Annotated in this window: 20 protein-coding genes and 2 pseudogenes; 12 read left to right on the top strand and 10 right to left on the bottom strand. The window is 71.2% G+C overall.

Features of this window, described 5'->3' with window-relative positions:
• Positions 1-15: 15 nt before the first annotated feature.
• The 4 genes from mycP to ACQP2Y_RS42910 form a co-directional block, all read right to left on the bottom strand.
• Positions 16-1,128 carry a type VII secretion-associated serine protease mycosin gene (gene mycP, locus ACQP2Y_RS42925; protein WP_433722163.1) on the bottom strand — a complete coding sequence of 371 codons (1,113 nt, stop codon included), beginning with the start codon at positions 1,126-1,128 and terminating at the stop codon, positions 16-18.
• Entirely contained in the window at positions 1,125-2,546 is a 1,422-nt protein-coding gene (locus ACQP2Y_RS42920; protein ID WP_433722161.1) for a hypothetical protein, read from the bottom strand. Before ACQP2Y_RS42920 ends, mycP begins: the two co-directional genes overlap by 4 nt.
• Positions 2,546-2,962, bottom strand: a complete 417-nt coding sequence (locus ACQP2Y_RS42915; protein WP_433722159.1) for a hypothetical protein — start codon at positions 2,960-2,962, stop codon at positions 2,546-2,548. Before ACQP2Y_RS42915 ends, ACQP2Y_RS42920 begins: the two co-directional genes overlap by 1 nt.
• 119 nt (positions 2,963-3,081) lie before the next feature.
• Positions 3,082-3,279: an acyl-CoA carboxylase subunit epsilon gene (locus tag ACQP2Y_RS42910; RefSeq protein WP_433722157.1), complete on the bottom strand. Its 198-nt coding sequence runs from the start codon at positions 3,277-3,279 to the stop codon at positions 3,082-3,084.
• A gap of 101 nt (positions 3,280-3,380) precedes the next feature.
• Here ACQP2Y_RS42910 and ACQP2Y_RS42905 point away from each other — a divergent pair.
• The 4 genes and pseudogenes from ACQP2Y_RS42905 to ACQP2Y_RS42890 all read left to right on the top strand — a co-directional run.
• Positions 3,381-4,421 (top strand): annotated as a pseudogene (locus ACQP2Y_RS42905) (serine/threonine-protein kinase); the annotation flags it as partial.
• A gap of 3,239 nt (positions 4,422-7,660) precedes the next feature.
• Positions 7,661-7,831, top strand: coding sequence for a hypothetical protein (locus ACQP2Y_RS42900; RefSeq protein ID WP_433722155.1), 171 nt, complete (start codon positions 7,661-7,663; stop codon positions 7,829-7,831).
• Positions 7,832-7,861: 30 nt separating this feature from the next.
• Positions 7,862-8,602: a M50 family metallopeptidase gene (locus ACQP2Y_RS42895; RefSeq protein WP_360545343.1), complete on the top strand. Its 741-nt coding sequence runs from the start codon at positions 7,862-7,864 to the stop codon at positions 8,600-8,602.
• Positions 8,603-8,680: 78 nt separating this feature from the next.
• Positions 8,681-9,340, top strand: coding sequence for a M50 family metallopeptidase (locus tag ACQP2Y_RS42890; RefSeq protein ID WP_433722153.1), 660 nt, complete (start codon positions 8,681-8,683; stop codon positions 9,338-9,340).
• A gap of 4 nt (positions 9,341-9,344) precedes the next feature.
• Here ACQP2Y_RS42890 and ACQP2Y_RS42885 read toward each other — a convergent pair whose 3' ends face one another.
• Positions 9,345-10,916, bottom strand: coding sequence for an acyl-CoA carboxylase subunit beta (locus ACQP2Y_RS42885; RefSeq protein WP_433732317.1), 1,572 nt, complete (start codon positions 10,914-10,916; stop codon positions 9,345-9,347).
• 802 nt (positions 10,917-11,718) lie between these two features.
• Between ACQP2Y_RS42885 and ACQP2Y_RS42880 the strand changes: the two genes are divergently transcribed.
• The 3 genes from ACQP2Y_RS42880 to ACQP2Y_RS42870 are packed head-to-tail and all read left to right on the top strand — an operon-like array spanning position 11,719 to position 15,304.
• On the top strand, positions 11,719-13,854 hold the full coding sequence (locus tag ACQP2Y_RS42880; protein ID WP_433722151.1) for a hypothetical protein: 2,136 nt from the start codon (positions 11,719-11,721) through the stop codon (positions 13,852-13,854).
• Between the two features lie 24 nt (positions 13,855-13,878).
• Positions 13,879-14,742 (top strand): biotin--[acetyl-CoA-carboxylase] ligase, encoded by an 864-nt coding sequence (locus tag ACQP2Y_RS42875; protein WP_433722149.1) that lies wholly within the window; start codon positions 13,879-13,881, stop codon positions 14,740-14,742.
• A 4-nt stretch (positions 14,743-14,746) separates the two neighbouring features.
• Positions 14,747-15,304 (top strand): PH domain-containing protein, encoded by a 558-nt coding sequence (locus ACQP2Y_RS42870; protein WP_433722147.1) that lies wholly within the window; start codon positions 14,747-14,749, stop codon positions 15,302-15,304.
• Positions 15,305-15,307: 3 nt separating this feature from the next.
• Here ACQP2Y_RS42870 and ACQP2Y_RS42865 read toward each other — a convergent pair whose 3' ends face one another.
• The 3 genes from ACQP2Y_RS42865 to ACQP2Y_RS42855 form a co-directional block, all read right to left on the bottom strand.
• On the bottom strand, positions 15,308-15,871 hold the full coding sequence (locus tag ACQP2Y_RS42865) for a GtrA family protein (protein ID WP_433722145.1): 564 nt from the start codon (positions 15,869-15,871) through the stop codon (positions 15,308-15,310).
• A gap of 61 nt (positions 15,872-15,932) precedes the next feature.
• Entirely contained in the window at positions 15,933-16,493 is a 561-nt protein-coding gene (locus tag ACQP2Y_RS42860; protein ID WP_433722143.1) for a GtrA family protein, read from the bottom strand.
• A gap of 23 nt (positions 16,494-16,516) precedes the next feature.
• Positions 16,517-17,311: a sigma-70 family RNA polymerase sigma factor gene (locus ACQP2Y_RS42855; RefSeq protein WP_433722141.1), complete on the bottom strand. Its 795-nt coding sequence runs from the start codon at positions 17,309-17,311 to the stop codon at positions 16,517-16,519.
• A 308-nt stretch (positions 17,312-17,619) separates the two neighbouring features.
• Here ACQP2Y_RS42855 and ACQP2Y_RS42850 point away from each other — a divergent pair, with 308 nt between their 5' ends.
• From ACQP2Y_RS42850 to ACQP2Y_RS42835, 4 genes are read left to right on the top strand one after another with little or no spacing between them, the layout of a single operon-like run.
• Entirely contained in the window at positions 17,620-19,425 is a 1,806-nt protein-coding gene (locus tag ACQP2Y_RS42850; RefSeq protein WP_433722139.1) for a phosphoenolpyruvate carboxykinase (GTP), read from the top strand.
• 21 nt (positions 19,426-19,446) lie between these two features.
• The gene (locus tag ACQP2Y_RS42845) at positions 19,447-20,343 is read left to right on the top strand and encodes a hypothetical protein (protein WP_433722137.1); all 897 of its coding nucleotides are present in this window, start codon (positions 19,447-19,449) and stop codon (positions 20,341-20,343) included.
• 22 nt (positions 20,344-20,365) lie between these two features.
• Positions 20,366-21,493 (top strand): NAD(P)/FAD-dependent oxidoreductase, encoded by a 1,128-nt coding sequence (locus tag ACQP2Y_RS42840; protein ID WP_433722135.1) that lies wholly within the window; start codon positions 20,366-20,368, stop codon positions 21,491-21,493.
• 31 nt (positions 21,494-21,524) lie between these two features.
• Positions 21,525-22,295, top strand: a complete 771-nt coding sequence (locus ACQP2Y_RS42835; protein WP_360545320.1) for an isoprenyl transferase — start codon at positions 21,525-21,527, stop codon at positions 22,293-22,295.
• 64 nt (positions 22,296-22,359) lie between these two features.
• Here ACQP2Y_RS42835 and ACQP2Y_RS42830 read toward each other — a convergent pair.
• Positions 22,360-22,878: pseudogene (locus ACQP2Y_RS42830) on the bottom strand (EamA family transporter); the annotation flags it as partial.
• Between the two features lie 303 nt (positions 22,879-23,181).
• On the opposite strand from ACQP2Y_RS42830, the gene ACQP2Y_RS42825 reads away from it, so the two are divergent.
• Positions 23,182-24,135 carry a LysR family transcriptional regulator gene (locus ACQP2Y_RS42825; RefSeq protein WP_433722133.1) on the top strand — a complete coding sequence of 318 codons (954 nt, stop codon included), beginning with the start codon at positions 23,182-23,184 and terminating at the stop codon, positions 24,133-24,135.
• Here the strand turns inward: ACQP2Y_RS42825 and otsB are convergent.
• Positions 24,079-24,921, bottom strand: a complete 843-nt coding sequence (gene otsB, locus ACQP2Y_RS42820; protein WP_433722131.1) for a trehalose-phosphatase — start codon at positions 24,919-24,921, stop codon at positions 24,079-24,081. The genes ACQP2Y_RS42825 and otsB overlap by 57 nt on opposite strands.
• Between the last annotated feature and the right edge of the window lie 252 nt (positions 24,922-25,173).

Raw genomic sequence — 25,173 nt, 5'->3', positions numbered from 1 at the left:
TACAAGCCCGGATGATCAGGAGCGCGGGTGGGAGCGACGGCGCGCTAGGAGGAAGGCGGCTAAGCCGCCCAAGGCGATGAGGACGGCTACGCCGCTGATGATGAGCGGGGTGTTGCTGCTGGCCGGCTCGGGTTCTGCCTGGGGGGCGGGGGTCGGGGCTGGTGCGGCGGTGGTTGTCGTGGGGGCGGGAGCGGCGGATGACGGTGGGGTGGAGGAGGCGGGACCCTTGAGCGCGGCGACGATGTCGATGATGCCGTGGCCGTAGTCGGGGTCAACGCCGGGCGCACCCTTGTCGACGGCTGTGGACTCAAGCCGCTCAACGACCTCCGCGGCGCTCATGTTCGGGTACTTGCTACGAATCAGCGCGGCCGCCCCGGAGACGATGGCCGCGGCATGGGATGTGCCCTCTTGGCGGACGTTGTAGCCGCCTTCGCGATTGGTGCTCGTGATGTCTTCCCCGGGCGCGACGAGGTCGAGTGCACTTCCCGAGACCGAAATCTTCGCCTGCTTGCCGCTGCGGTTTACCGCACCTACAGCGACCACGCTTTCAAGAAAGGCCGGTGCTGAGATGGAAACGGCATCGGGTTTATTGCCAGCCGACGCGATGACTACTACGTCGGCTTCCTCAGCTTCGTTGACGCCTGCCAGGTCGTCCGGGTCGAGTTGGCCACCAAGGGACAAGTTGATGACCTTGGCGCCGTGTGAAATTGCATACCGGATAGCAGGGCCGAGGCTGATGATGGTCTTGCCTTGACCAAGCACGCGTATCGGCAGGATCTTTGCGTCGGGAGCGATGCCCAGCGCGCGCTGACGGCTGTTGCCATGGGCGGCAATAAGGCCAGCCATGCTGGTGCCGTGTCCTGTCGCATCTGTCCGCCCGTCACCCCCGGGCTTCAGCATGTCCGTGCCACTTACAACGCCGGTGAGGTCGGGGTGCTTCGCCACACCCGAGTCAATGACGGCGACAGTGACGCCTTTTCCGGTACTGATGCGATGCGCTTGATCTATATGCAGATAGCTCAGATGCCATTGGTCGTTCCGGACGTCCGCGAATGCGGGCGTCCCGTAAGCGGCGGCGCCAGCTCCCGCCAGCGCCGCCGCAAACAAAGCGATTAGTTGTCGTCTCATCTCGGATAACCGATAGCGGGACCCGGATCAATAGGGCCGAAATCGTCCGGCGGAAGAACGACCGGATCGACGCCTTCCTCGGTCGACCACGGATTGTCCGGATCCCAGCGCTCCTGCTCGCCTTCCTGGCGTCGACCCCACGGGCGTCCCTGCCCGTTCTGCATCGGCATACCGTGGGCTGGTGTACCGCCCCGGCCCTGCGGAGCGCCACCCTGCTGGCCGATGACTCCACCGACGGGATTCACTCGACCCGCGCCGGGCGGACGACCGCCCTGAGCGCCGGTCGGCATCTGCCCGATCATCCCGCTGCCCGGGTTGGCGCCGATGACGCCTCCCGACGGCATCGTCATGCGGCCGGCGCCGCCAGGCATTCCCGGCTTGACGAGGCCTGTTCGTGGCGCTCCCGTGCCGTTCGGCAGCGGCCCGCTGGTCGGTAGGAGGCCACTCGCACCTGGAGTTCCAATGAGTCCTGGCACTGGGCCAGGCCCGGGAGGAGTGGGTGTCGGAACCGGAGGCTGGAGGCCCGGATTGGGCGGCGTGATGACCGGCGGATTACCGACTCCGCCCAGGATCGGGCCGGCGCCGGCGCCGACGCCGCCGGTAACAGGGCCACTACCCACCGGAGTGTGCGGTGTCGGCGACACCGGGGTGACGTGGGATGACGTATTGGGAATGGCTGATCCCCCTGAGGATCCGCCACCACTTCCGCCGGGCGGCGGAATGATCGGTGGAGTGGCGAAGCCGCCGCCGCCTCCATCCATAGTTTGGCCGTTATTGTCCTCGCCGTATCCGTCTTGGCCAGGACGATAAGGCTTTGGCTTCTGGAGGGCCGCCTGCCCACTCAACACCGTGCTGCTCAGGTCGTACATGATGACCCGAGCCTGCCGGTTCAGCTCCTCCTGCGCCGCCGCCGACACCGGCGGAGTCTGAGCCGTAGGCGACGGCCCCGGAGACGGCGAAGGCGTCGGCGTAGGCGACGGCTTAGGCGATGCCGCCGCAGCATCCCGCTTTTGCTGCCAGACAAAATTCTGCTTGGCGTTGCTCTCGTACTTGTCGTACAGCGCCTCAAGCTTCTGCCGGGCCAAACTCAGCGTCAGCGTCACCGTCGAAAAAGCCGTGTAATTTGCCGACGCCGCGTCATGAGTCGCCTGGAGATCAGCCATCAGCTTGTCGAGGCGGGCGATATAAGCCGCCGCGGCCGGGCTTTTCGACGGCGGCCACACGCTCGCCAGATTGTCGCGGTACACCCGGACCTGAGCGAGGTGAGCGAGCGTCAGATCAGCCGTCTTGCTCCAGCCGCCGACCACCTGATAGTGCGCCTCGGTGTCCTGGTTGGCGATGGCCGCCCACATGGCCGGGACTTCCTTGGACGCCCAGTGGGTGCCGCCATAGCCGCCGCCCCCGTCAGCGATCAGCATCAGCCGTTCTCCCCTGTTCCGGTCTCGCTCCTCAGCGGGTCGCTCGCCGCTGCGAAGCCGTCGTTGACGTCGCGGACCTTCGCCTCGGCGAAGGCGTCGCTGGAGGCGTACTCCTTGCTGATCGACTGCGCGACCACCGCGAAGTGGTGGGTGCCGTCGCGGAAGTTGAAGGTGTTCGAGAAGGTCTGCTGCTGGACCTCGTGGTGCAGCTCCATGAAGCTTGCAAACTCGGGAAAGTCGGAGTTCGGGGTCGGCAGCTTGGTCAGCATGGCCGGGATGACCTTCTGCAGCTGCGGGTCGTATCCCGTTTGGACCTCGTTGGCGAGCGTCGCGGCGAACTCTTCCATCGCGCGGATGTCCGTCTCGATCGAGCTTTCACTGCCGATCAGCGGCGGTGGTCCGTCGTCTGCGATCATGGTCCAGGCCCTCCCCCGAGAGTGCGAAATCTTCCGCGAGAGTAGTCTGTCACCGCTTGTTGCTGCAGCCCCTACCCAGGGCTATGGACAGTCGCAACGTTACCGAGACCCGTCGATGTCTAGCGGGGTTGCGCCGAGGATCGCCAGGACGGCCGGACCGCGGCCGGGCGGGCACTTCTTGTCCACGGGGTCGGGGCCGGCGTGCGTGAACGTGAAGCACCGCTCACGGCCCGGCCGGCCAGGACGCACGCCAGCGCCGCCAGCTCTTCCGGGGTCGGTGTGCCACGCACGACGCTGACCAGCGGTTCCTCATCCATTGATCAAGCTTAAGGCCTTGCGGGAGGTTCTCGGTGACACGCGTCCCACACTCGGCTGATCGATTCGCTGCGGCTCGACATGACCGGGTATTTTCTGCGTGATGTCTACTTCCCCTCCGCTCATTGTCGCTGACCGTTACCGGCTCGTTGCGCCGCTCGGTCAGGGCGGGATGGGTCGTGTCTGGCGGGCGACCGACGTCGTCCTGCACCGCGAGGTCGCCATCAAGGAACTCGTGCCGCCACCGGGGCTGACCCCCGAGGAGCGGCAGGAGATGCGCGAGCGTTCGCTGCGGGAAGCGCGCGCCATCGCCCGGCTCAACAACATCAACGTGGTCCGCGTCTTCGACGTGCTGCGTACCGATGCCGATCCGTGGATCGTCATGGAGTACGTCCCGTCGCGGTCCTTGCAGGACATTCTCGCCGCGGACGGGCCTTTCGCCCCGGTCCGCGCCGCGGAGATCGGCCTCGGCGTCCTCAACGCCCTGCGCGCCGCGCACCGCGCCGGCGTCGTGCACCGCGACGTGAAGCCCGGCAACGTGCTGATCAGCGAGGACGGCCGCGTCGTCCTCACCGACTTCGGGCTCGCGACGGTCCCCGGCGACCCGAACGTGACCCGCACCGGCCTGGTGCTGGGCTCCCCGGCCTACATCGCCCCGGAACGCGCCCGCGACGGCACCGCAGGCCCCGGCGCCGACCTGTGGTCACTCGGCGCGACGCTCTACGCGGCCGTCGAAGGCGCCTCACCGTTCGCGCGGCCGTCCGCGATCGCCACGCTGGCCGCGCTGGCCACCGAGAATCCGCCGCCGGCCCGCAACGCCGGGCCGCTCAAGCCGGTGCTCAACGGCCTGCTGCGCAAAGATCCGGCCCACCGCATCAACGCCGAGGAAGCGGAGCGGTTGCTGCTGCGGGCGACCGGCCGCCGGTCGAAGCTGAGCTTCCCGATGAGCCCGACGATGCGCCGCCCCGGCGTCGGCCGCGAACGTCCGTCCGCGGGCCTCACACCGCCGGTCGTGCCAGGTGTCTCGGCCTCCGCGCCGGTCGTCCCCGGCCCGCGCCCGCCGGTCACTCCCGCCCGTCCGCCGATCACCCCGGCCCGCCCGCCGGTCAGCCCCGCGCGGCCACCGATCATCCCGGCCCGCGCGCAGGACACTCCGCCAGGCCCGCCGGTCAATCCGGGCCGCCCGCCGACGGCACCGGGCGCGCCCGGCCGCGGGCCGATCTTCGTGCCGGGCAAGGCCTCGGTAGGCCGCCCACCAGCGGAAACCCCGACGCGGGTCGACGCCCCGAAGTCACCCGAGCTGGATGCCACCAAGATCGAAAACCGATTCGGTACGGGCACACCATCGTCCCCGCCCCCAGGAGCGGATGCAGCGGCTTCGCGCCGTCCAGCCCTGGACGCGACGATGCGCGGGTCAGGCTCCGCATTCGGCTCAATCACGGCCGACGAGGTGGCAGCCCACCGCAAGCGCGCAGCAACCCCACCGGGCCAAACCACCACCCCGCCGCCCACCGCGCCGGAGTCCCGCAGGCCGACCACCCAGCCCCCGAAGTCACCCCCGGCAACCCCGCGAGCAGCCGCCGCAGGCGCCGCCGTGGCCGACCCCCGCTCCACAACTCCACCGGGCGCCACGCCGCCACCCCGCACAACGGCCACCGCCCGAGTGACGACACCGGTCAAGCCCGCAGCTCCCCGCCCAGCGGAGAAGCCGTCCCAGCCGGCCGCAACCCCGGCCTCAGCAAGCGCCGCCGCACCCACTGCCGAACGCCCCGACACCAAGACCCCAGCCAACACCACGCGTGACGCCGCGACCTCGGGCAGCGCGACGCGTGACGCAGCGACGCCGGGCGAGGCCACGCCGGATGCCGCGACCTCGGGCAGCGCGACGCGTGACGCAGCGACGCCGGGCGAGGCCACGCGGGATGCCGCGACCTCGGGTGGCGCGACGCGGGATGGCGTGACGCCAGGCGATGCCGCGACCTCGGGAGGCGTGACGCGGGATGGCGTGACGCCAGGCGATGCCGCGACCTCGGATAGCGCGACACGGGACGCCGTGACGCCCGGCAACGCCACGCAGGACGAGGCGACGTCGGGTAGCGCGACGCAGGATGCCGCGACGCCAGGCGATGCCATGCGGGATGAGGCGACCTCGGGTAGCGCGACGCGTGACAAGGCGACGCAGGAAGGTGGCACGTCGGCCGGCGAAGCTGCCGCCGCGACCGCGACCACAGCGAAGAAAAAGTCCGGCGCGCGCATGCCGTTCGGTCCGCGCCCCGGCACATCTGCCACCGAGGTGTCCGCCGACCCCGACGCTGCGAAGTCGTCCACAAGCGCAACACCGACGGCCGCCGCGGCATCGGGTGACGTGGCTGAGAAGGCAGCCGAGTCGGCAGATGCAAGCGCCGACGCCGCGATCGCCAAGGGTGAGACCAGCAAGACTGCCGGCACGGCGGAAGCTGGCAGCGCGGCCACGGAGGTGGAGCACGCCGCTACCGCCAGCACCGACGCCAACGAGCCGCAGAAGTCGGCGACCGAGGCAAGCACGGCAACGGCCGCGACAGCAGCCTCCGACGCCGCGGAAGCCAAGGCTGTTTCCGATGTGATCGCGACCGAGGCGACGGCGGCAGCCCCGAAGGCCGCCGCCGATACGACCGAGGCCCCCTCGGACACGCCCGACCCCGGGATCAGCGGCGCTAGCGATGCACCTGGTGCGCCGGAGGCCATCCAGACCGGCGACGCGCCGGTAGAGGAAAGCGCCGCAGCCGAGGCGGGGACCAGCGCGCCCAAGACGGGCAGCGAAGCTGCGCAGGCCGTGACAGACGCATCCGAGGCCGGAAGCCAAGCTGCCAAGACTGGGAGCGCTACACCCGAGGTCGTCGTCGCCGAAGCAGGCGACGTGACCGAGACGAGCGCCGCCGTCAGCAACGCTGAAACCGAGACAACCAAGAAGCCAGCTGACGAAACGCCCGCCGGTCGGACAGGCGCCGGCGCCACACGCCCGGGTGCTGGTTCGAGCACGAAGGCGTCCCGCAAGAAGGGCAAGGGCCGCACGGCGGCAGCGATCAAGCCGAGCGTTGCGACAGCAGCCCAGAGTTCCCCCGGCGAGGCGGGCAAAGCCGACCAGGCGCCCGAGACCGACAAGGCAACGCCGACCAGCACTGATGCTGACCCGAAGACCGTCAGCACCCCGAGTGCCACGGCATCCGTGGATGACGCGATCACGCCGGGCGATGACACCGCGAGCGACCAGCCCGCCGCGACCGAGGCCTCAGAGGAGGCCAAGGCAGCGGCTGTTACGAAGCCGGCCAAGGCGACAACCACGACTCCGAAGGCCAAGACGCCCGCCCCCGCCAAGGGCGACGCCGACGCCGGCCGTACCCGGGTCATCAAGCCGACCGGCACCCCTACCAAGACCACCGCCATCCCGGCTGCCCGCACCGGCGCGGCCGCCAAGGCAGCCGTACCGGTCTCCGGCGCCCCCGGCTTTGGTCAGCCGACCCGCCCGGCCTGGCAGCCGATGACCGTCCGCGCCCCCTCCTCCGGCGGTCGCGGCATCACCGTCTTCGGCACCACGCTCACCCGTCGCCAGACCGTGATCGCCATTGGTGTGCTGGTCGCCGTACTGCTGGCGCTTGTTGTTCTTGTGCCTCGGGCTTTTGGTGACGAGAAGGATCAGGCGCAGGACAACGGCCGTAAGGGCGGGGTTGCCCCGGTTGCGTCCGGCAAGCCGTCCAGCGCGTCCGGCTCTCCGGCCGGCGCTGCGCCCGTGCCGACGACCACCGCGCCCGTCACGCCGAGTGCCAAGCCTTCGCCGGCTGCCAGTAAGCCCGCGTCGACCGGTAAGCCCCCGAAGGGCTGGAAGATGTACAACGGTGACGGCTATTCGGTGCCGGTGCCGGAGGGCGCCTCGATCCGGGCTGATGGCACCGAGATGTACATCACCAAGAACAACCGGCTGCTCATCATCGACCACTCCGAGCAGCCCAAGTCCGATCCCGTCGCCGACTGGAAGCAGCAGGAGGCGGATCGGCGGGGGACGAAGTACAAGAACTACCAGCGGATCCGGCTCGAGGGGCTCAAGTATCTCGGCGAGGCCGCCGACTGGGAGTTCACCTACACCACGGTGAGTGGCAACCCGCAGCATGCGATCAAGCGGGGTTTCATCACCACGCCGGGCAAGCAGGCCTACAGCATCTCCTGGTACACGTCGCCGGAGGACTGGGCTGCTTCGCAGAAGGATCTTCAGGTCATCTACCAGGGGTTCAAGGCCAACCGGTAGGCCTCCAGGTGTGAGTGACGGGTGAATGGGTATTCATCGGTCACCACGGATGGAGGTGCAAGATGATTCGACGACACGGCAGTAGGCCCACGATCGCTTTGTGGATGCTCGTCGCGATCGCCGACGTCGCGCTTGTCGTGGCGACCGCCGGTGCGCTGGTCGTGATGATGGTGCTGGCCGGCGCGATGATCGTCGCCGGAGCGATTGCCGGTGGCCTCATGCTGCAGCGGCGCGCCGTCCCTCAGCAGGAATCCGTGCTGCGCCGCCGCGCCTAGTCATGCACTGATCGACTACGCTCGCGGGCTGTGTCGATCGACTCGGTAAGTGACCTCTGGGACACCCTGCTCGGTGCCCAGCCGGACCCGCCCGGCCTGCTCGTCCTCGTGACGGCGGTGATCGCGCTGGCCGTGGTCGCCTTCCGGCCGCTGTGGCGGATCGCCCGCAACGCCATCACCATCGCCCACGAGGGTGGCCACGCACTGGTCGCGCTCCTGACGGGCCGCAAACTGCGCGGCATCCGGCTGGAGTTCGACACGTCCGGGCTCACCCTCTCGGCCGGCCGCCCGACCGGGCCCGGCATGATGTTCACCCTGCTGGCCGGCTACATCGCGCCGTCGCTGGTCGGGCTGGGCGGTGCCTGGCTGCTCGGCGGCAACCGGATCACCCTGCTGCTGTGGGTCGCGGTGGTCCTGCTGCTGCTCATGCTGATCAACATCCGGAACGTGTTCGGCGCGGTCTCCGTGCTGGTCACCGGGGCGATCGTCTTCGCCGTTTCCTGGTACGCGACCCCGCAGGTCCAGGCCGCCTTCGCGTACGTCGGAGTGTGGTTCCTGCTGATCGGCGGCGTACGCCCGGTCTTCGAGCTGCAGAAGCTCCGCAGCCGCGGCCGAATGCCGGAGTCGGACGCCGACCAGCTCGCCGGGGTCACGCATGTGCCCGCGCTGTTCTGGGTGGGAGTTTTCCTGGCTGTGGACGTGGCTGCGCTGGTGATCGGTGGTTTCATGCTGGCCGGCCAATGGCTGCCCGCCGTCAGCAACACGCCCTGACTTGGAGTAGCCGAACGGGAACACTTTGAGTACCACTTGGTGATGTGGGTCACGGGAGTGCCCGGATAGCTTGCTGAGATGGCTGGCTCGCTGGGTATGGCCTGGTCCACCGGTGTGGTGGCGTTCGTCGCCGCCGTGCCCCTGTGGAGGTACACCACCAACGCGATCACGATTGCCCACGAGGGCGGTCACGCGGTGTTCGGCTGGATGTTCGGCACCGCCGTCAAGCACGTGAAGATCTTCCACGCGGGCGGCGGTGAGATGCTGCCCGGCCGTGAGAACGCCGTGTCGAAGTTCGTCTCGCTGGTGGCGGGCTACCTGGGCCCGTCGATCATCGGCTTCGCCGGTGTGCAGCTGCTGGTGCGCGACTTCGACCCACGCGCCGTCCTGCTGCTCAGCCTGGCCTTCCTGGCCGCCGTGCTGATCATGGTGCGGAATCTGTTCGGGGTGTTCGTCATCCTGTTCGTGGGCGCGATCCTCTGGGTCGTCGCGATGCGCTCGACGGAGCCGGTCCAGCTGGTGTTCGCCCACGTCTGGGTGTGGTTCCTGCTGATGGGCGGCGCCCGGCAGGTGCCTGAGCTTTTCTGGACGATCCACAGCGGCGACAACGGGAACGACGCCGCACAACTGCAGGGACAGACCCTGATCGGGGACGTGGTCTGGCTGTTCCTCTTCTGGCTGCTGTCGCTGGGTGCGCTCGTCTACGGCGGGGCGATGCTGCTGCGGCACGCCACCTGAACCGTCAGAGCGGGATGTTGCCGTGCTTCTTCGGCGGCAGGGTCTCCCGCTTGGTCCGCAACGTCCGCAGCGCCAGCGTGACCTGCGCCCGGGTCGCGGACGGCGCGATCACCGCGTCCACGTAACCGCGCTCCGCCGCGATGTACGGGTTCGCCAGCGTGTCCTCGTACTCCTTGATCAGCTCGGTCCGCAGCGCCGCCGGGTCCTCCGCGCCGGCCAGCTCGCTCCGGTAGAGGATGTTGACCGCGCCCTGGGCACCCATCACCGCGATCTGCGCCGTGGGCCAGGCGAAGTTCATGTCCGCGCCGAGGTGCTTCGAGCCCATCACGTCGTACGCGCCGCCGTACGCCTTGCGGGTGATCACCGTGACCTTGGGGACGGTCGCTTCCGCGTACGCGTAGATCAGCTTGGCCCCGCGCCGGATGATGCCGTCCCACTCCTGGCCGGTGCCCGGCAGGAAGCCGGGCACGTCCACGAAGGTCAGCACCGGGATGTTGAAGGCGTCGCAGGTGCGCACGAAGCGCGCCGCCTTCTCGGACGCCGCGATGTCCAGCGTGCCGGCGAAGTGCATCGGCTGGTTCGCCACCACGCCGACCGGCCGGCCCTCGACCCGGCCGAAGCCGATCACGATGTTCTGCGCGTAGAGCGGCTGGACCTCGAGGAAGTCGTCGACGACCGTCTCCACCACGCGCTTGATGTCGTAGGGCTGGTTCGCCGAGTCCGGGATGAGCTGGTCCAGGCCGCGGTCCGCGTCCGAGACGTCCAGCGAAGCGGGCAGGTCGAAGGTGGTCGGTTCGTCCAGGTTGTTACTGGGCAGGTACGACAGCAGCGCGCGCACGTAGTCGATCGCGTCGTCCTCGTCGCTGGCCAGATAATGCGCGTTGCCGCTGCGGGAGTTGTGCGTGCGGGCGCCGCCCAGCTCCTCCATGCCGACGTCCTCGCCGGTCACCGTACGGATGACGTCCGGGCCGGTGATGAACATGTGCGAGGTCTGGTCGACCATGACGGTGAAGTCGGTGATCGCGGGCGAGTAGACCGCGCCGCCCGCGCACGGGCCCATGATCAGCGAGATCTGCGGGATGACCCCGCTGGCCCGCACGTTGCGGAAGAAGATGTCGGCGTACAGGCCGAGCGCGACGACGCCCTCCTGGATCCGCGCGCCGCCGGAGTCGTTGATGCCGATGATCGGGCAGCCGATCTTCATGGCCAGGTCGAGCACCTTGACGATCTTCTCGCCGAAGACCTCGCCCAGCGAGCCGCCGAACACGGTGAAGTCCTGCGAGAACACGCACACCTGGCGGCCGTCGACCGTGCCGTGCCCGGTGACCACGCCGTCGCCGTACGGGCGGTTCTTCTCCAGGCCGAAGGCGGTGGACCGGTGCCGGGCCAGGCCGTCGAGCTCCACGAAGGAACCCGCGTCGAGCAGCATCTCGATGCGTTCCCGGGCGGTCTTCTTGCCACGGGCGTGCTGCTTCTCCACCGCGCGGGCCGAACCGGCGTGCACGGCCTCGTCGGTGCGCCGTTCGAGGTCGGCGAGTTTGCCGGCCGTCGTGTGGATGTCATCCTGCTGCGTCACGTCCTGCTGCGCCGTCACGATGCCCCGTCCTCCGCTCACCCACGCATGCCCGCCGGCCAGGCGGCATTCACGCCGGAGAGATCGTATCCAGGCTCCGGCACGCGCCACGCGGTGCCCGTACGCGGGGGTACGACGGAAAGCACGTTTCGCACTCAATGCCCCATTCGTTACAACCCCCGTGACGACATGGATGACCCCCGTCGGCGTGGCGTTGATCGTCGGTGGCATCACCACGCTCATCGTCTTCCGCGCCGCCCTGTTCCGCAGCAGCCGCAAAGACCAGCGCGTCGCCGAGCACGGCGACACCCACCGCCGCGGGGATTCCCCAGGCGTTGACGGTACGTCGCCAGGTGCGGGCGGTACGTCGTCAAGAGCGGGCGGTACGTCGTCGAGAGCGGGCGGTACGTCGTCAGGTGCGGGCGTTGTGTCGTCAAGAGCGGGCGGGGCTTCGTCAGGTGCGAGCGGGGCTTCGTCAGGTTCGGGCGGTGCGTCGTCAGGTTCGGGCCGGGATGAGGGAGCTCCGAGCCGTAAGCGGCGCCGTGGGCGGGCCGAATCCTCCGCCAAGACCCGCAGGGCGCCGGCTTCTTCCAGCGAGGACGGCGCGGGACTGGATGCGGTCGTGCCCGCCCCGCGAGGGGGTCGTCGGGCCGAAACCGGTGCCGCCGAGTCGGCTGCTCCCGCCCCACGCAGTCATGCCGATCCTGCCGGTCCGGGCCGGTCCGGGCGCACCGGCCCGGGTTCGCGGCGCTTGTGGCCGACATCGGGTACTCCTGCGCCGGACGTCGACGCCGAGGTCTCCGGAGTGGGGACAGCGCCGGCCGATGACGCGGAGGGCCCGGACCGGTCCGTGTTCCGCCGGCTCGTGGACCTCGACGAGGAAGGCGTCCCGGCCCCGGTCGGTGCCGCCCCGACCGATCTGCGGCTGGCGACGTTGAGCCGGGCCGACGATCCGGGCGAACCCGCCGACCAGGAAGGCGACCCGGAACTGGACATCGACCAGGACCTCGACCGGGCCGCCGACGTCATCGACCCGGCCGAACAGTCCCACGCGCTCGACCTGCCGGGTCTCGGCCTGCTCGGACTGCAATCAGACGCTGAACTGTCCGGCCCCTTCGACTCGCTGGCGGGCGCTGAAGGCACCGGCACGTTCTCCGGACTGTTCGCCGACGTGGCCCTGGAGGACGCTGACGAGACCGGCTTCGTCCCGGTCCCCGAGGAAACCGTCGGAACGGACTGGGCCGAACGCGCCGACCGGCGTTACGGCGACCGGGTCGAGGGCTGGGTCCGGCCCGAGTACCCGGACGAGCCCGTCGCGGGGGAGTACTGGACGCCCGCACCGGTGGGCTCCTACGAGGCCGAGTACGGCTGGCCGACCCCGGTGGAACGGCTTCCTGAGGTGCCGCCTTACCCGCCGTCGTCCGGGTTCGACGTGCCGGTGGAGATCGAGACGGAACCGACCCGGCCGGTGCTGCAGTGGCCGCCGGCCCGCCCGGACGACCGGATCGAGCTGCCGCGCTCCTGGTCCCACCGGGGTGGCGAGACCGGTCCGGCGTTCCGGACGGCGGTCGATCGCGACGGGCCGGCGGGGCTCCGGTCGGTGGCTGACCTGCCGATCGAGGACGCGATGCCGGACGCCGCCGCGCACGCGGTCGGGGCTGCTCACACGAACGGGACTGCTCGCTCGGCAGGAACCGCCGAAGGCAGTGCGGCGTTCTCGGACGCAGTCGCCCACCCGCTGAGGGACGGCGATCTGGTGGAGGGCGTCGACCTGGCGAGCGTTGATGACCTGGCCGAGGTAGACGATCTGGCAGGTGGAGTCGGCCTGGCCGGGGCAGCCGACCTGGCGGGTGGCGCCGATCCGGCGGGAGCCGGCGCTCCGGGCCTGACCGGCACGGCGGGCTCCGTCGCCCCGAACGGTCGCTTCGAGAGCGAAGCGAACTCCCCGGCTGCCCGGTTCGGTACCGAGGTTGACTCCCCGGCTGCCTGGCTCGGTAGCGACGCCAACCCACCGAACAGCCGGTTCGACAGGGAAGCGAACCTCCCGGCCGGCCGGTTCGGCAACGAGGCGATCGCCCCGGCGCCGGAGGTGACCGGTCGCAGGCGCTTCGACGAGCCGGTGCCCGCCGCCGACGACCGCGTGTTCCTCGGCACGGACGGGCTCACGCTCGCCCCCAACCCCTACGTCCACGAGGACGAGCCCGCCCGGCCCAGCTACAGCCGGGCCGCTCAGGCGGCCCGCCGCCTGGCCGAAAGCCCCGTGCAGGACGCCCCGACCGGCGGCGCCGAGCACGAAGGAGCCCGGGACGACCGACGGGACGCAGCAAGCCGCAGGGACCGCCGGAACACCCGCGGCCGCCGAGACAGGGACAGCGCACCCCAGGCCAGCGCACCCCTGGCCAGCGCACCCCAGGCCAGCGCCCCTCAGGCCGACGCCCCCCAGGACGCCGGACCGCTGACCGAGTCCCACGCCCCACGGGCGAACCACCCGGCCCCAGGCGCCTGGCCACCCCCCGCCGCCTACAACGACCGGCCCGCCGACCAACCGCAGCGCGCCAGAGCCACCAACACCGCCGGCCCCAACCGCGTACCGGTCCGCCGCGGCCCGGCCACCGACCAGAGCGGCCCCTACGCAGCCCGCGAGGAAAGCCTGGAAGGCCCCATCTGGACCGTCCCCGACCTGCCCGAAGCCGCCATGCCGGACCTCACCTGGTCCCCGGAGGAAGCACCTGACGACACCCGCAGATCGCGCCGCCCCGCCGTCATGGTGCGTCGCCGGCGTGCGGCCGGGGCCGAGGCCACCCAGGCGCTGCCCCCGATGGAGCCGGCCCGGCCGGATCAGCCGCGGGCCCGTCCCCGGCCCCGCCCGCGTCCCGGGGCCGGTCAGCCGGAGCCGCGGAGCACCGTCTACGTCAGCCGGCACGCAGCCGAACCGAGCTGATCAGGGCGGGTCTAGGCTGGGTTGATGGCTTCCTCGCCCTATACGGATCTGGACCGGCCGCCGCTGGGTGAGCGGGCACTGCAGCGGGCGCTCATCGTGCCCGGCGGGTTCTGGCAGCGGCTGGATATCCGGGCCGAGACCGGGTCCACCAACGCCGATGCCGCGGCCGCCGGGCAGGCCGGCGCCGCCGAGGGGCTGGTGGTGGTGGCCGAGCGGCAGGTTGCCGGGCGTGGCCGTCGGGACCGGCAGTGGGTGTCGCCGCCGCGGGCCGGGCTGACGTTGAGTTTCCTGTTGCGGCCCGGGATCGCCGACGCCGAGCGGGGGTGGGCTCCGGCGCCGCAGCGCACCTGGGGCTGGTTGCCGTTGCTGGCCGGGGTGGCTCTGCGGGAGACGGTGCAGCGGCTGGCCGAGGTCGACGCCGCGCTGAAGTGGCCGAACGATCTGCTGCTCAACGCCGGGCCCGGGGAGTCCAAGGCGGCCGGCATTCTGGCCGAGGTTTCCGGTGACGCGGTCGTCGTCGGCATCGGTCTCAACGTCACCACCCGGGCCGAGGAGCTGCCCGAGACCACCGGGCTGCCGGCCACCTCGCTGCGCATTGCCGGGGCCACGGCCACCGACCGGGATCCGCTGCTGCGGGCGCTGCTGCGCGGCGTCGCCCGGTGGTACGGCGGCTGGCGCGAAGCCGGTGGCGACGCCGAGATGTGCGGGCTGCTCGCGGCGTACCAGCGGGATTGTTCGACGATCGGGCGGGACGTGCGGGTGCTGCTGCCCAACAGCCAGGAGTTCACCGGTACGGCGACCACGGTGGACGGTGACGGCCAGCTCGTGGTCCGTACGGCTGACGGCGAGCGGCGCGTCTCGGCGGGGGACGTGCTGCACGTACGCTGAGCCCGTGGCTTTCCCGGACGAGGTGCTGACCGACGAGGAAGAGGTTGTCCTCCATCTGCATCCGCACGCGCGGGCGGCCGTACGCCCGATCCTGGTCCTGCTGGTGGCCCTGGCCGCCGTGCTCGGGGTCTGGATCATGTTGCCGCCGACGACCGGCGGCCTGATCGGGGTCTGCCTGGTCGGTGCCGTGGCCCTGTTCATGGCGGTGACCCGCGGGGTGTGGCCGCTGCTGGTCTGGCGCGGGACCCACTACGTCTTCACCGACGAACGGATCCTGCTGCAGGACGGCGTGATCGCCCGCGAGCGCCGTGACCTGCCGCTGAACCGGGTCAACGATCACGTGATGAGCCAGTCGCTGCTGGACCGGATGCTGGGCAGCGGGACGTTGCGGATCGACTCGATCGGGGACCAGAGCGTGGTGCTCGTCGCGGTGCCGCACGTGCAGCAGGTGCAGACGCTGCTCTACCAGCTCATCGAGACGGACCGGGAGCTGCACGGCGACGACGAGGACGACGAGCAGCCGGAACCGGAGCCCGTGCGGGGGCGGGACCGCCGGCGGTGAGCGTCAGACGGCTCGCCGCTGGGCGTCGATCTCCTTGGCCAGTTCCTCGTCCAGGCTGCCGTCGGCCTCGGCGCTGAGCTCGGCTAGGCCGGCCACCACGTCGAGCTCGGTCACCACGGCCTCGTGGCCGTCGACGGGCGGCTTGAGGAAGACGAACGTCCTGTACGCCCAGAAGCGGAACACCGTGGCGACCGCGATGCCGAGCAGGGTGACCCCCATGAACAGCAGCTCGTCGTGCTCCTCGGTGAGGCCGAAGCCGTACTTGCCGATGGTCACCGCGCCGGACTGGATGATCATCCCGACCAGGTTGAAGCCGAAGAACAGCGTGTACTCCCGGCGCAGTGCGCTGCGGGTGTGCTTGCGGTAGGTCCAGTACCTGTTGGCCACGTACGCCAGCGTGGTCGTGACGATCGTGGCGACGACGCTCGCCTTGACGGCCCCGATGGGCAGCAGGGCCCACGTGATCGCCATGTAGAGCAGCGTGTTGGCGGCGCCGATCGCACCGAAGGCGAGCGCCTCGGGGGCGAGATTGCGCAGGCGTTCCGCCAGCGGACGAGCTGAAGGCATTGGCCAACCTTACGGGGGGAAGGGCGCGGACAACGGAGCCGGACGTGCGGTGACTCCGACGTCACATTCGCGGGACAGCGCGCGGGGCGGGCGGCGGCGCGGACGGCGGCGTGGCGGTGGACTCCCCGGCCGGGACCTCCACCGGCGGCACGGGCGTCGGATCCGGGACCACGGTGTCGCCGAACACGAAGCGGCGGTACGACCAGAAGCGGAACAGCGTGCCCACGGCGGTGCCCACGAACTGGCCGGAGATGTTGTCCGCCAGCGGGGTCTGGAACTCGGGCCAGAACGCGCCCAGGCCGTAGTGGCTGATCGCCAGGCAGGTCAGCCCGATGCCCAGGCCGACCGCGTTGAGCAGGAAGAACAGGGTGTACTGGCGGGCCATGTTGGTGTGCTCGCGGTGCCGCCAGGTCCAGTACCGGTTGCCGGCGAAGGCCACGGAGGTGGCCAGCACGGTGGAGATGGTCTTGGCCAGCAGCGACTCGAAGCCCTGGTGCAGCAGCACGTTGAAGATGGCGAAGTCGATCGCGAAGGCGATGCCGCCGACCGTGCCGAACTTGCTCAGCTCGCGCACGAGTGCCCCGAAGCGTGCCCGCAGCGCGGGCAGGAATGCGGCAGGCACGGACCCGAGAGTACCGGCGCCTGTCACTGTCCGCCGTTTTCGTGAGCGACTCTTAACCCTTCCACCGCAGCGTGGTCCCGCTGCTTGTACGGACGGTGACCCCGCTGGTTGATCTCCGTGATCTCGGCGCGCCGGCCTCGGCAGCCCGCGCAGTAGGCCAGGTGGGCCTCCAGCCGGACGGCCACCCGCGGAGCGATCCGGCCCCGGACGTGCCCGCCGAGCCGGTCCCCGGTCCACCGGCACTCGAGCGGATCGGCGTCGGCCACGTGCTGCTGCAGGTAGAGCCGGCGCAGTCCTTCCCGGGCCCGGTGGGCGAGCACGGCGACGGCGTTCGGGGTGAGGCCGAGCTGCGGGGCGACCTCGGCCGGGCTGGCCCCCTCGACCTCCGTACGCCACAGCACGTCGCGCCAGCGGTCCGGCAGCGCCTCGAAGGCCCGCGCGGCGTAGGTGCGTTCCAGCCGGTCGAGGGCGGGGTCCAGGAACGGCTCGCCCTCGTCGTACCGGGTCAGGTCGTCGGTGAACTCCAGCCGCCGGTCCCGCCGGGCCCGGTGGTAGCAGACGTGCCGCAGGGTCGTGTGCAGGTACGCGCGGAACGCCACCAGTGGCCCCCGTCCGGCCCGCAGGCTGGCGAACACCTTCGCGAACGTCTCGGCGACCAGGTCGTCGGCGTCGGCGGGGTCGTGCACGAGGCCGTACGCCAGCGCCCGGGCGGCGGCCCGGTGGCGCTGGTACAGGACCCCGTACGCGGCGGTGTCGCCCGCGCGGACGGCGGCGAGCAGGGCTGTGTCGGCGTCGCCGTCGCCGGCCGGGATCGTCATTCCTGCCTCCTGTAGCCGGGAGTGGGAGGAAAGCCCGAGTAGCGGCAAGCTTAGGACGTTTCGTCCGTTTTGTGAAAGCGGGCGGCTGTCGGGCCGGGAGCGGCTGCCGGACGCCCGGATGCTCGCTTGTGCACCAAGCGGCGAAGAATCGGTCGTGATCGCGCACCGTCGCCGAAGTTTGTGCGGTTGTCCACAGGATTGACCGATGAACTGAACGTTCCCTCGGCTTAGGCTGATGTGACTCCCGTGACAGCGGCCGGTTCTCCGGCCTGCTTCGTCACAGGTCAGTGCCGACCGAAGGGAATCACATGTCAGTGCCCCCCACTGCTCACACCAAGCTCCTGACCTGGGTGGACGAGGTTGCCGCCCTGACCACGCCGGACCGTGTCGTCTGGTGCGACGGCTCGGACACCGAGTGGGCCCGGCTCACCGACGCGCTCGTCGACGCCGGTTCGCTCGTCCGCCTCGACCCCGGCAAGCGGCCGAACTCGTTCTGGGCCCGTACCGATCCCGGGGATGTCGCGCGGGTCGAGGAACGCACGTTCATCTGCTCCGTCGACCCGGCCGACGCCGGTCCGACCAACAACTGGACCGCGCCCGCCGAGATGAAAGCGACGATGACGCAGCTGTACCGCGGCTGCATGCGCGGACGCACGATGTACGTCGTCCCGTTCTGCATGGGACCGCTCGACTCGCCCAACCCGATGTTCGGTGTCGAGATCACCGACAGCGCGTACGTGGTCACGTCCATGCGGATCATGACCCGGATGGGCGCCACGGTGCTCGAGGCGATGGGCGACGACGCGGACTTCGTGCCGGCCCTGCACTCGGTCGGCAAGCCGCTGGCCGAGGGTGAGGCCGACGTGCCGTGGCCGTGCAACGAGACCAAGTACATCTCGCACTTCCCGGAGACCCGCGAGATCTGGTCGTTCGGCTCCGGGTACGGCGGCAACTCGCTGCTCGGCAAGAAGTGCTTCGCGTTGCGGATCGCCAGCGTCGCCGCCCGCGACGAGGGCTGGCTGGCCGAGCACATGCTGATCATGAAGCTGACCTCGCCCGCCGGGCAGGTCCGCTACATCGCCGGCGCCTTCCCGTCGGCCTGCGGCAAGACCAACCTGGCCATGCTGGAGCCGACCCTGCCGGGCTGGAAGGTCGAGACCGTCGGCGACGACATCGCCTGGATGCGCTTCGGCGAGGACGGCCGGCTGTGGGCCACCAACCCGGAGTACGGCCTGTTCGGCGTCGCCCCCGGCACCGACGAGCACACCAACCCGAACGCGATGCGCACCCTCGCCCGGGGCAACTCGGTCTTCACCAACGTGGCCCGCACCGACGACGGCGACATCTGGTGGGAGGGCATGGGCGAGCCGCCCGCGCACCTGATCGACTGGAAGGGCAACGACTGGACACCGGAGTCCGGCACGCCGTCCAGCCACCCGAACAGCCGCTTCTGCACGCCCATCAACCAGTGCCCGATCCTCGCCCCGGAGTACGACGACCCGCGCGGCGTACCGATCGACGCGATCCTGTTCGGCGGCCGGCGCAAGACCACCGTGCCGCTGGTCACCGAGGCCCGCGACTGGGTGCACGGCGTCTACTTCGGCGCGACGCTGTCGTCGGAGACCACGGCCGCCGCAGTCGGCCAGGTCGGCGTGGTGCGCCGGGACCCGATGGCGATGCTGCCGTTCATCGGCTACCACGCCGGTGACTACTTCAATCACTGGATCGAGATGGGCAAGGCCGCTTCCGGCGACGCCGAGAAGCTGCCGAAGATCTTCTACGTCAACTGGTTCCGCCGCGACGCCGACGGCGGCTTCCTCTGGCCCGGCTTCGGGGAGAATTCCCGGGTCCTGAAGTGGATCGTCGAGCGCCTGGACGGCACCGGCGAGGCGGTGGAGACCCCGATCGGGCAGGTGCCGACCCCGGACGCCCTCGACGTCAGCGGCCTGGACATCAGCCGGGCCGACCTGGAGGCGGTGCTGCGCGTCGACACCGACGAGTGGCTGGCCGAGATCCCGCAGGTGGAGGAGTGGTTCGCCAAGTTCGGCGACAAACTCCCCGCCGTCCTGTGGTCCGAACTGGACGCCTTGAAGTCCCGCCTGAACGCCGGCTGACACCCCGCGCCCGCCTCGGGAATGAGGCGGGCGCGGCCTGGGTACTTTCAGCTCGTGACGACCCTCGACATCCGGCCGCCCGCGGTCCGGGCGCTGACCTGGCTGCTGGTCGCGACGGCGGCGGCGACCGCCGGGGTCGAGCTGCTCAATTTCTGGTACGCGCCCGAGCAGGGTTTCGGGCTCGCGGTCCGCACCGGCTGGGCGCTGCTGCGTACCCTCGGCTGGTTGATCCTGATCTGGCACGTGCGGCGCAGTCGCGCGGTCTCCCGGCCGCTGGGGCTGATCCTGGCCGTCACCACCATCTTCGCCGTCGGCCGCCTGATCGTGCCGCGCGACGGCGTGCCGCCGCTGACCGGCCTCGTCGGGTTCGGCGTGCTGACCACGCTCTGCCTCACCGTCGTCGTGCTGCTCTACCGGCACCCGACCGTGCGCGGCCACCTGGTCCGCTATCCGGCCAAGCTGGTGGCCACCCGCAAGGGCCTGGAATGGCGCGAGTCCGCGCCGCGCCGCCCACCGGTGGCGGCCTGGGTGATCACCGCGCGGGTCGCCGCGTTCACCTACAGCCCACTGATCCTGGTGCCGGCGGTGATCTCGGTCGGCGAGCTGGGCCGCCGGCCGGAGTACATCCTGGCGGTGGTCTTCTGGATCTTCGTCGGCATCGGCGCGAGCTACGCGGTGCTGCTCACCACCTTCTTCCTGCAACGCGGCAAGGCCTGGGCCCGGCAGCTGATGGTCTGGGTCAGCGTGGGCGTGCTCGTGATCGATCTGCCGCTCTGCTACCTGCTGCTCGGCACGGACGGACTGATCCGCGACGGGGCGCCGCTGGTCGCCGCCGCGGTGCTGGCCTGCTACGCGGTGTGGCGGGCCGGCCGCACGGCCGCCACCACCGACTCCGCCGCCGCGGCGGCACCGGCATGACCGCCCGGACGGGTCCGGGCGGATGAGCCTTGAGCACGTCGATGTCGCGGTGGTCGGGGCCGGACCCGCCGGGGCCGCCGCGGCGCTGGCCGCCCGCCGGGCCGGCGCGTCGGTGCTGCTGCTGGACAAGGCCGACTTCCCCCGCGACAAACCGTGCGGTGACGGCATCGCCGCCGACGCCGTGGACGTGCTCGCCGAGCTCGGCGTCACCGGCGTGACCGACGGATATCCGGCGGTGAAACGCCTGCGCCTGGTCGCACCCGGTGGCGGCGAGGTGGCCCGTACCCTGCCGCGCCCGGCCCACACCGTGCCGCGCAAGGTGTTCGACGAGCGGCTGGTGCGTGCGGCCGTTGCGCAGGGCGCCGAGCTGCGCCGGCACGCCGTGCGCAGCATCCGGCCCGACCGGGACGGCGTCACCCTCGATGACCGGATCCGGGCCCGGGTGGTGATCGGCGCGGACGGCGCCGGTTCGGTGGTACGGCGTGCGCTCGGTCACCCGGTCAACCCGGACGGGCACCTGGCCATCGCGATCCGCGGTTACGCCCCGGCGGTCGGCACCGAGCAGCTCATCCGGACGACGAGTGCGCGCTGGCCCGCGTACGCCTGGTCGTTTCCGATCGGGGACGGCAGCGCCAATGTCGGCTACGGGGAGACTCTGCGGGGGACGCCGCTCACGAAGGCGTACCTGGTGAACCGGCTCGCGGAGCTGCTGCCCGGCGGCCCGCCGACCGGCTTGCGGGCCCACCACCTGCCGTTGTCCACCCGCCGGCCGCCGCCGGGCCGCGGCCCGGTGCTGCTGGCCGGCGACGCGCTGTCGCTGATCAACCCGTTCACCGGCGAGGGCATCTTCTATGCCGTGCTCTCCGGCGCGCTGGCCGGGGCGGCCGCCGCGGCCGGTCCGCAGCGGGCCGCCGCGCGTTACGCCGCGGCCTTCGGTGACCGGCTCGGCCGGCATCTGCGGCACTCGGGCTTCGCCGCGCTGCTGACCCGACGGCCCTCCGTGGTCGACGCCGCGGTCCGGGCCGCCCGCCGAGATGGTGCGGTTTTCCACCGGATGGTGGACCTGGGCCTGGGTGACGGGGTTTTCGACCTTCGCACGATCGGACGCATCGGGGCCGCGATGCTGCACAAGCGTGACGCGGCCTCTTGAGCCGCGGCGCGCTCTCGATAGGCTGGCCGGGATGAGTCTGCGGTCCCTGGTCTATTCGCTGTACGAACGACGGCTCGCCGGCAAGCTCGCCGGCCGGCCGGTGCCGCAGCATGTCGGGGTGATGTGCGACGGCAACCGTCGCTGGGCCCGCGAGATGGGCTACGTCGATCCGAACGACGGGCACCGGGTGGGCGCGGTCCGGATCAAGGAGCTGCTCGGCTGGTGCGACCAGGCCGGGATCAAGCACGTGACGCTCTATCTGCTGGCCACCGACAACCTGCAGCGGCCCGCCGCCGAGCTGGACCCGCTGGTCAAGATCATCGAGGATCTGGCCACCGAGCTGGCCGAGGACGGCAACCCGTGGCGGCTGCGCATCGTCGGCGCGCTCGACGTGCTGCCCGCCCCGACGGCGACCGTGCTCAAGGCCGCGCAGGAACGCACCCGGGACCGCGTCGAGGGCGTCGAGGTCAACCTCGCGGTCGGCTACGGCGGACGCCGGGAGATCACGGACGCGGTGCGCTCGCTGCTCTACGAGCAGTCCGCGGCCGGTCGCACGCTGGAGGAGCTGGCCGAGATCCTCGACGTCGAGCACATCGCCGAGCACCTCTACACCAAGGGCCAGCCCGACCCCGACCTGGTCATCCGCACGAGCGGGGAGCAGCGGCTGTCCGGATTCCTGCTGTGGCAGTCGGCGCACTCGGAGTTCTACTTCCACGACGCCAACTGGCCGGACTTCCGCCGGACGGACTTCCTACGGGCCCTGCGCTCGTACGCGGGCCGCCAGCGCCGCTACGGTGCCTGAGACTGCTCACCGCCAGCACGGCGATCACGATCGTGATGCCCGCCCACTCGTGCGGGCGCAGCGCCTGACCGAGCAGCACCAGCCCGGCCAGGGCGGCGAGCACCGGGTGCACGCTCATGAACATCCCGAACAAGCGCGCCGGGATCCGGCGCAGGGCGATCAGATCGAGCGCGTACGGCAGTGAGCTGAGCAGCCCCGCACACCCGGCGTAGGCCAGCCCGGTGACACCGAAACGCCCCTGTGCGACAAGCATCACAGCCACCGGCAGATAGCCCAGCGCGGACACCGTGGTCGCCGCCGCGGTCGCCTGGATCCCCGGCACCCGCGCCCCCAGCACCCGGTTGAGCAGGATGTACGCGGCCCAGCCGGCCGCCGCCAGCAGCGCGCAGCCGATCCCGGCGAAGTCGCTGGCCGGCCCGGGCCGAACGAGGACGTAGACGCCGGCCCCGGCCGCGAGGGCACAGGCCAGGTCGAAGCGGGTCCGCGAGCCGGCCAGCGCCACCGTCAGCGGGCCCAGCACCTCCAGCGTGACGGCCAGGCCGAGACCGATCCGGTCGATCGCCGTGTAGAGGCTCAGGTTCATCACCGCGAACGTGCCGGCCAGCAGCAGCGTCGGCCACCACTGCGGCCAGGTGAAGCGGCGCAGGTCAGGCCGGGCCACCGCCAGCAGGGCCGCGGCGGCCACGAGCTGGCGTACCGCGACGACCCCGGCCGGCCCGGCGGTGGCGAACGCGTGGGCCCCCACCGCGGCGCCGGCCTGGTTGCTGACCGCGCCGGCGAGCATGGTGCCCAGGCCACCGAACCGCGAAGATCTCATGCGGTCCAGGCTTCGCGGCGGCGCGCGGGAACGGAAATGACCGGCCCGCCGGATCTATACGCTGGCCGTATGGATGTGCGGGTGCGTCAGCTCCGGGCCCTGGTCGCGGTGGTCGACGCCGGTACGTTCACCGACGCGGCCACGGCCCTCGGGGTCTCCCAGGCGGCTGTCTCCCGTTCGGTCGCCGCCCTGGAACAGGCCCTCGGCGCCCGGGTGCTCCAGCGGACCACCCGGCACGTAGCCCTCACCCCGACCGGCACCCGGATCGTCGCCCAGGCCCGGCGCATCCTCGACGAGATCGCCCACCTCCAGCGCATCGTCACGGACGCGCACACCGAGGTCCGGGTCGGCTACGCCTGGGCGGCGCTGGGCCGGCACACCCGGCGGTTGCAGAAGGCCTGGGCGGCGGCGCATCCCCGCGTACCGCTGGTGTTCGTGCAGGTCAACGACCCGACCGCGGGCCTGAGCGACGGTACGGCCGACCTCGCCGTCATCCGCCGCCCGCTCGACGACCCCCGCTTCGCCACCGCCGAGATCGGCCGCGAGTCCCGTTACGCCGCGGTGGCCACGGACAGCTCCCTGGCCCGCCGCCGGTCCCTGCGGATCGAGGACCTGTCGCGTTCCACCGTCGCGATGGACACCCGTACGGGCACGACGACGCTGGACCTGTGGCCGGCGGACTCCCGGCCGGGCTCGGTCCGGGAGACGCCCGCGGTTGACGAATGGCTGACATTGATCGCGGCCGGGCAGGCGGTGGGGGTCACCGCCGAGGCGACGGCGCACCAGTATCCGCGGCCCGGCGTCGCCTACCGGGTGCTGCGCCACGCACCCCGCATCTCGGTGCGGCTGGCCTGGTGGCGCGACGACCCGCCGGCCCAGCTGGGCGAGGTGCTGGCTCTGGCCCGCACCGCCTACGGCTGGTCAGCGGCGGCCCCAGCCAGCGCGACGCCTCAGCGCGCGGCCGGCTCAGCGGCGGAAGGCGTGCAGGGCGTCGGCGAGGAAGCCGGCGACGGCCTCGGGTGACTCCAGGGTCAGGTCGGCCGCGCTGGACACCTCAGCGCCGGTCTCCGGGTTGGCCACCGCCACGCACATGCCGAAGAAGTCCGGGTCGACCGCCTCGCGGGCGCGCAGCGCGTCGAACGCCTTGATGTCGGACATGTCATCGCCGAAATACCAGGCGCAGCGGGCGTCCAGCACGCCTTCGCCGATCACCATGCCCTTGTCCTGGTCGACCGGCGGCTTCAGCTCGACGACCATCCGGCCGCCCTGGATCCGCAGGCCCAGGCGCTCGGCCTGCTCGTGACCCCAGCGCTCGACCGTCTGGGCCAGCTGCGGCGCGGTGCGGTAGTGCAGGGCCACCGACAGGCGCTTGTATTCGACCAGGATCGGGTCGGGCAGCTCGGCCTTGGCCCGCTCGGCCAGCTCGGCCATCGCGGGGACCCAGGGCAGCGCGGCCGGCTCGGTGACGACCGCGCCGTCGTGCCACACCTCCAGGCCGTAGAGCCCGTAGAGGTCGACGTGGGCCAGCGACTCGAAACGCGAGCGCAGGAAGCTGACCGGACGGGCCGAGACGATGGCCACCCGGCCCACCGCGCCGGCCAGCTCCTCCAGCACGCCCAGCACCGACGGCACGGGCTGGGAGGCGTCGGGATCGTCCGTGACGGGTGACAGCACCCCGTCGAAGTCGAAGAAGAGAGTCGTCTCCGAGGCCCGTGAGGCAGTGAACTGCCAGGCCTCAGCGGCGCTCAGCGGGTGCGTGGGACGCGCCCGGTGCGGTTCGGACTCAGGGTGCAGCTCGGACTCAGGCACAAGTCCCAGCCTACCTGCCGTGCGGCCCATCGCACGTCGGCGTGACGCTCCGAATTGGCGGATCAAGCGGGTACTACCGCCGGTGGCAGTTGACCGCTAGCGTTCTTGTCATGGCACGGGGTCATCCCGGGCCAACCGGTCGGCCCGGACCTGCGACAAGAGCGCCACGGGGCCCCGCATCCCGGCTCCGTGCCAGGCACGGGCGCCGGACGTGGCGGACCGCGGGCGGACCGGGTTGCACGCCCGCTGGAG

Source organism: Actinoplanes sp. CA-051413 (genome assembly GCF_050955795.1).
Lineage (GTDB): Bacteria > Actinomycetota > Actinomycetes > Mycobacteriales > Micromonosporaceae > Actinoplanes.
Note: the sequence above shows the minus strand (reverse complement) of the source record. Positions and strands in the feature narration are given on the sequence as shown.

What these genes read in the sequence shown, in the direction of transcription:
- ACQP2Y_RS42835 (WP_360545320.1), top strand. Translation starts at nt 21,525, where the DNA reads ATGAGTCTGCGGTCCCTGGTCTATTCGCTGTACGAACGACGGCTCGCC.
- ACQP2Y_RS42915 (WP_433722159.1), bottom strand. Translation starts at nt 2,962, where the DNA reads ATGATCGCAGACGACGGACCACCGCCGCTGATCGGCAGTGAAAGCTCG.
- ACQP2Y_RS42840 (WP_433722135.1), top strand. Translation starts at nt 20,366, where the DNA reads ATGAGCCTTGAGCACGTCGATGTCGCGGTGGTCGGGGCCGGACCCGCC.
- ACQP2Y_RS42920 (WP_433722161.1), bottom strand. Translation starts at nt 2,546, where the DNA reads ATGCTGATCGCTGACGGGGGCGGCGGCTATGGCGGCACCCACTGGGCG.
- ACQP2Y_RS42825 (WP_433722133.1), top strand. Translation starts at nt 23,182, where the DNA reads ATGGATGTGCGGGTGCGTCAGCTCCGGGCCCTGGTCGCGGTGGTCGAC.
- ACQP2Y_RS42855 (WP_433722141.1), bottom strand. Translation starts at nt 17,311, where the DNA reads ATGACGATCCCGGCCGGCGACGGCGACGCCGACACAGCCCTGCTCGCC.
- ACQP2Y_RS42845 (WP_433722137.1), top strand. Translation starts at nt 19,447, where the DNA reads ATGAGGCGGGCGCGGCCTGGGTACTTTCAGCTCGTGACGACCCTCGAC.
- ACQP2Y_RS42850 (WP_433722139.1), top strand. Translation starts at nt 17,620, where the DNA reads ATGTCAGTGCCCCCCACTGCTCACACCAAGCTCCTGACCTGGGTGGAC.
- ACQP2Y_RS42865 (WP_433722145.1), bottom strand. Translation starts at nt 15,871, where the DNA reads ATGCCTTCAGCTCGTCCGCTGGCGGAACGCCTGCGCAATCTCGCCCCC.
- ACQP2Y_RS42900 (WP_433722155.1), top strand. Translation starts at nt 7,661, where the DNA reads ATGCTCGTCGCGATCGCCGACGTCGCGCTTGTCGTGGCGACCGCCGGT.
- ACQP2Y_RS42910 (WP_433722157.1), bottom strand. Translation starts at nt 3,279, where the DNA reads ATGGATGAGGAACCGCTGGTCAGCGTCGTGCGTGGCACACCGACCCCG.
- mycP (WP_433722163.1), bottom strand. Translation starts at nt 1,128, where the DNA reads ATGAGACGACAACTAATCGCTTTGTTTGCGGCGGCGCTGGCGGGAGCT.
- ACQP2Y_RS42875 (WP_433722149.1), top strand. Translation starts at nt 13,879, where the DNA reads ATGGCTTCCTCGCCCTATACGGATCTGGACCGGCCGCCGCTGGGTGAG.
- ACQP2Y_RS42890 (WP_433722153.1), top strand. Translation starts at nt 8,681, where the DNA reads ATGGCTGGCTCGCTGGGTATGGCCTGGTCCACCGGTGTGGTGGCGTTC.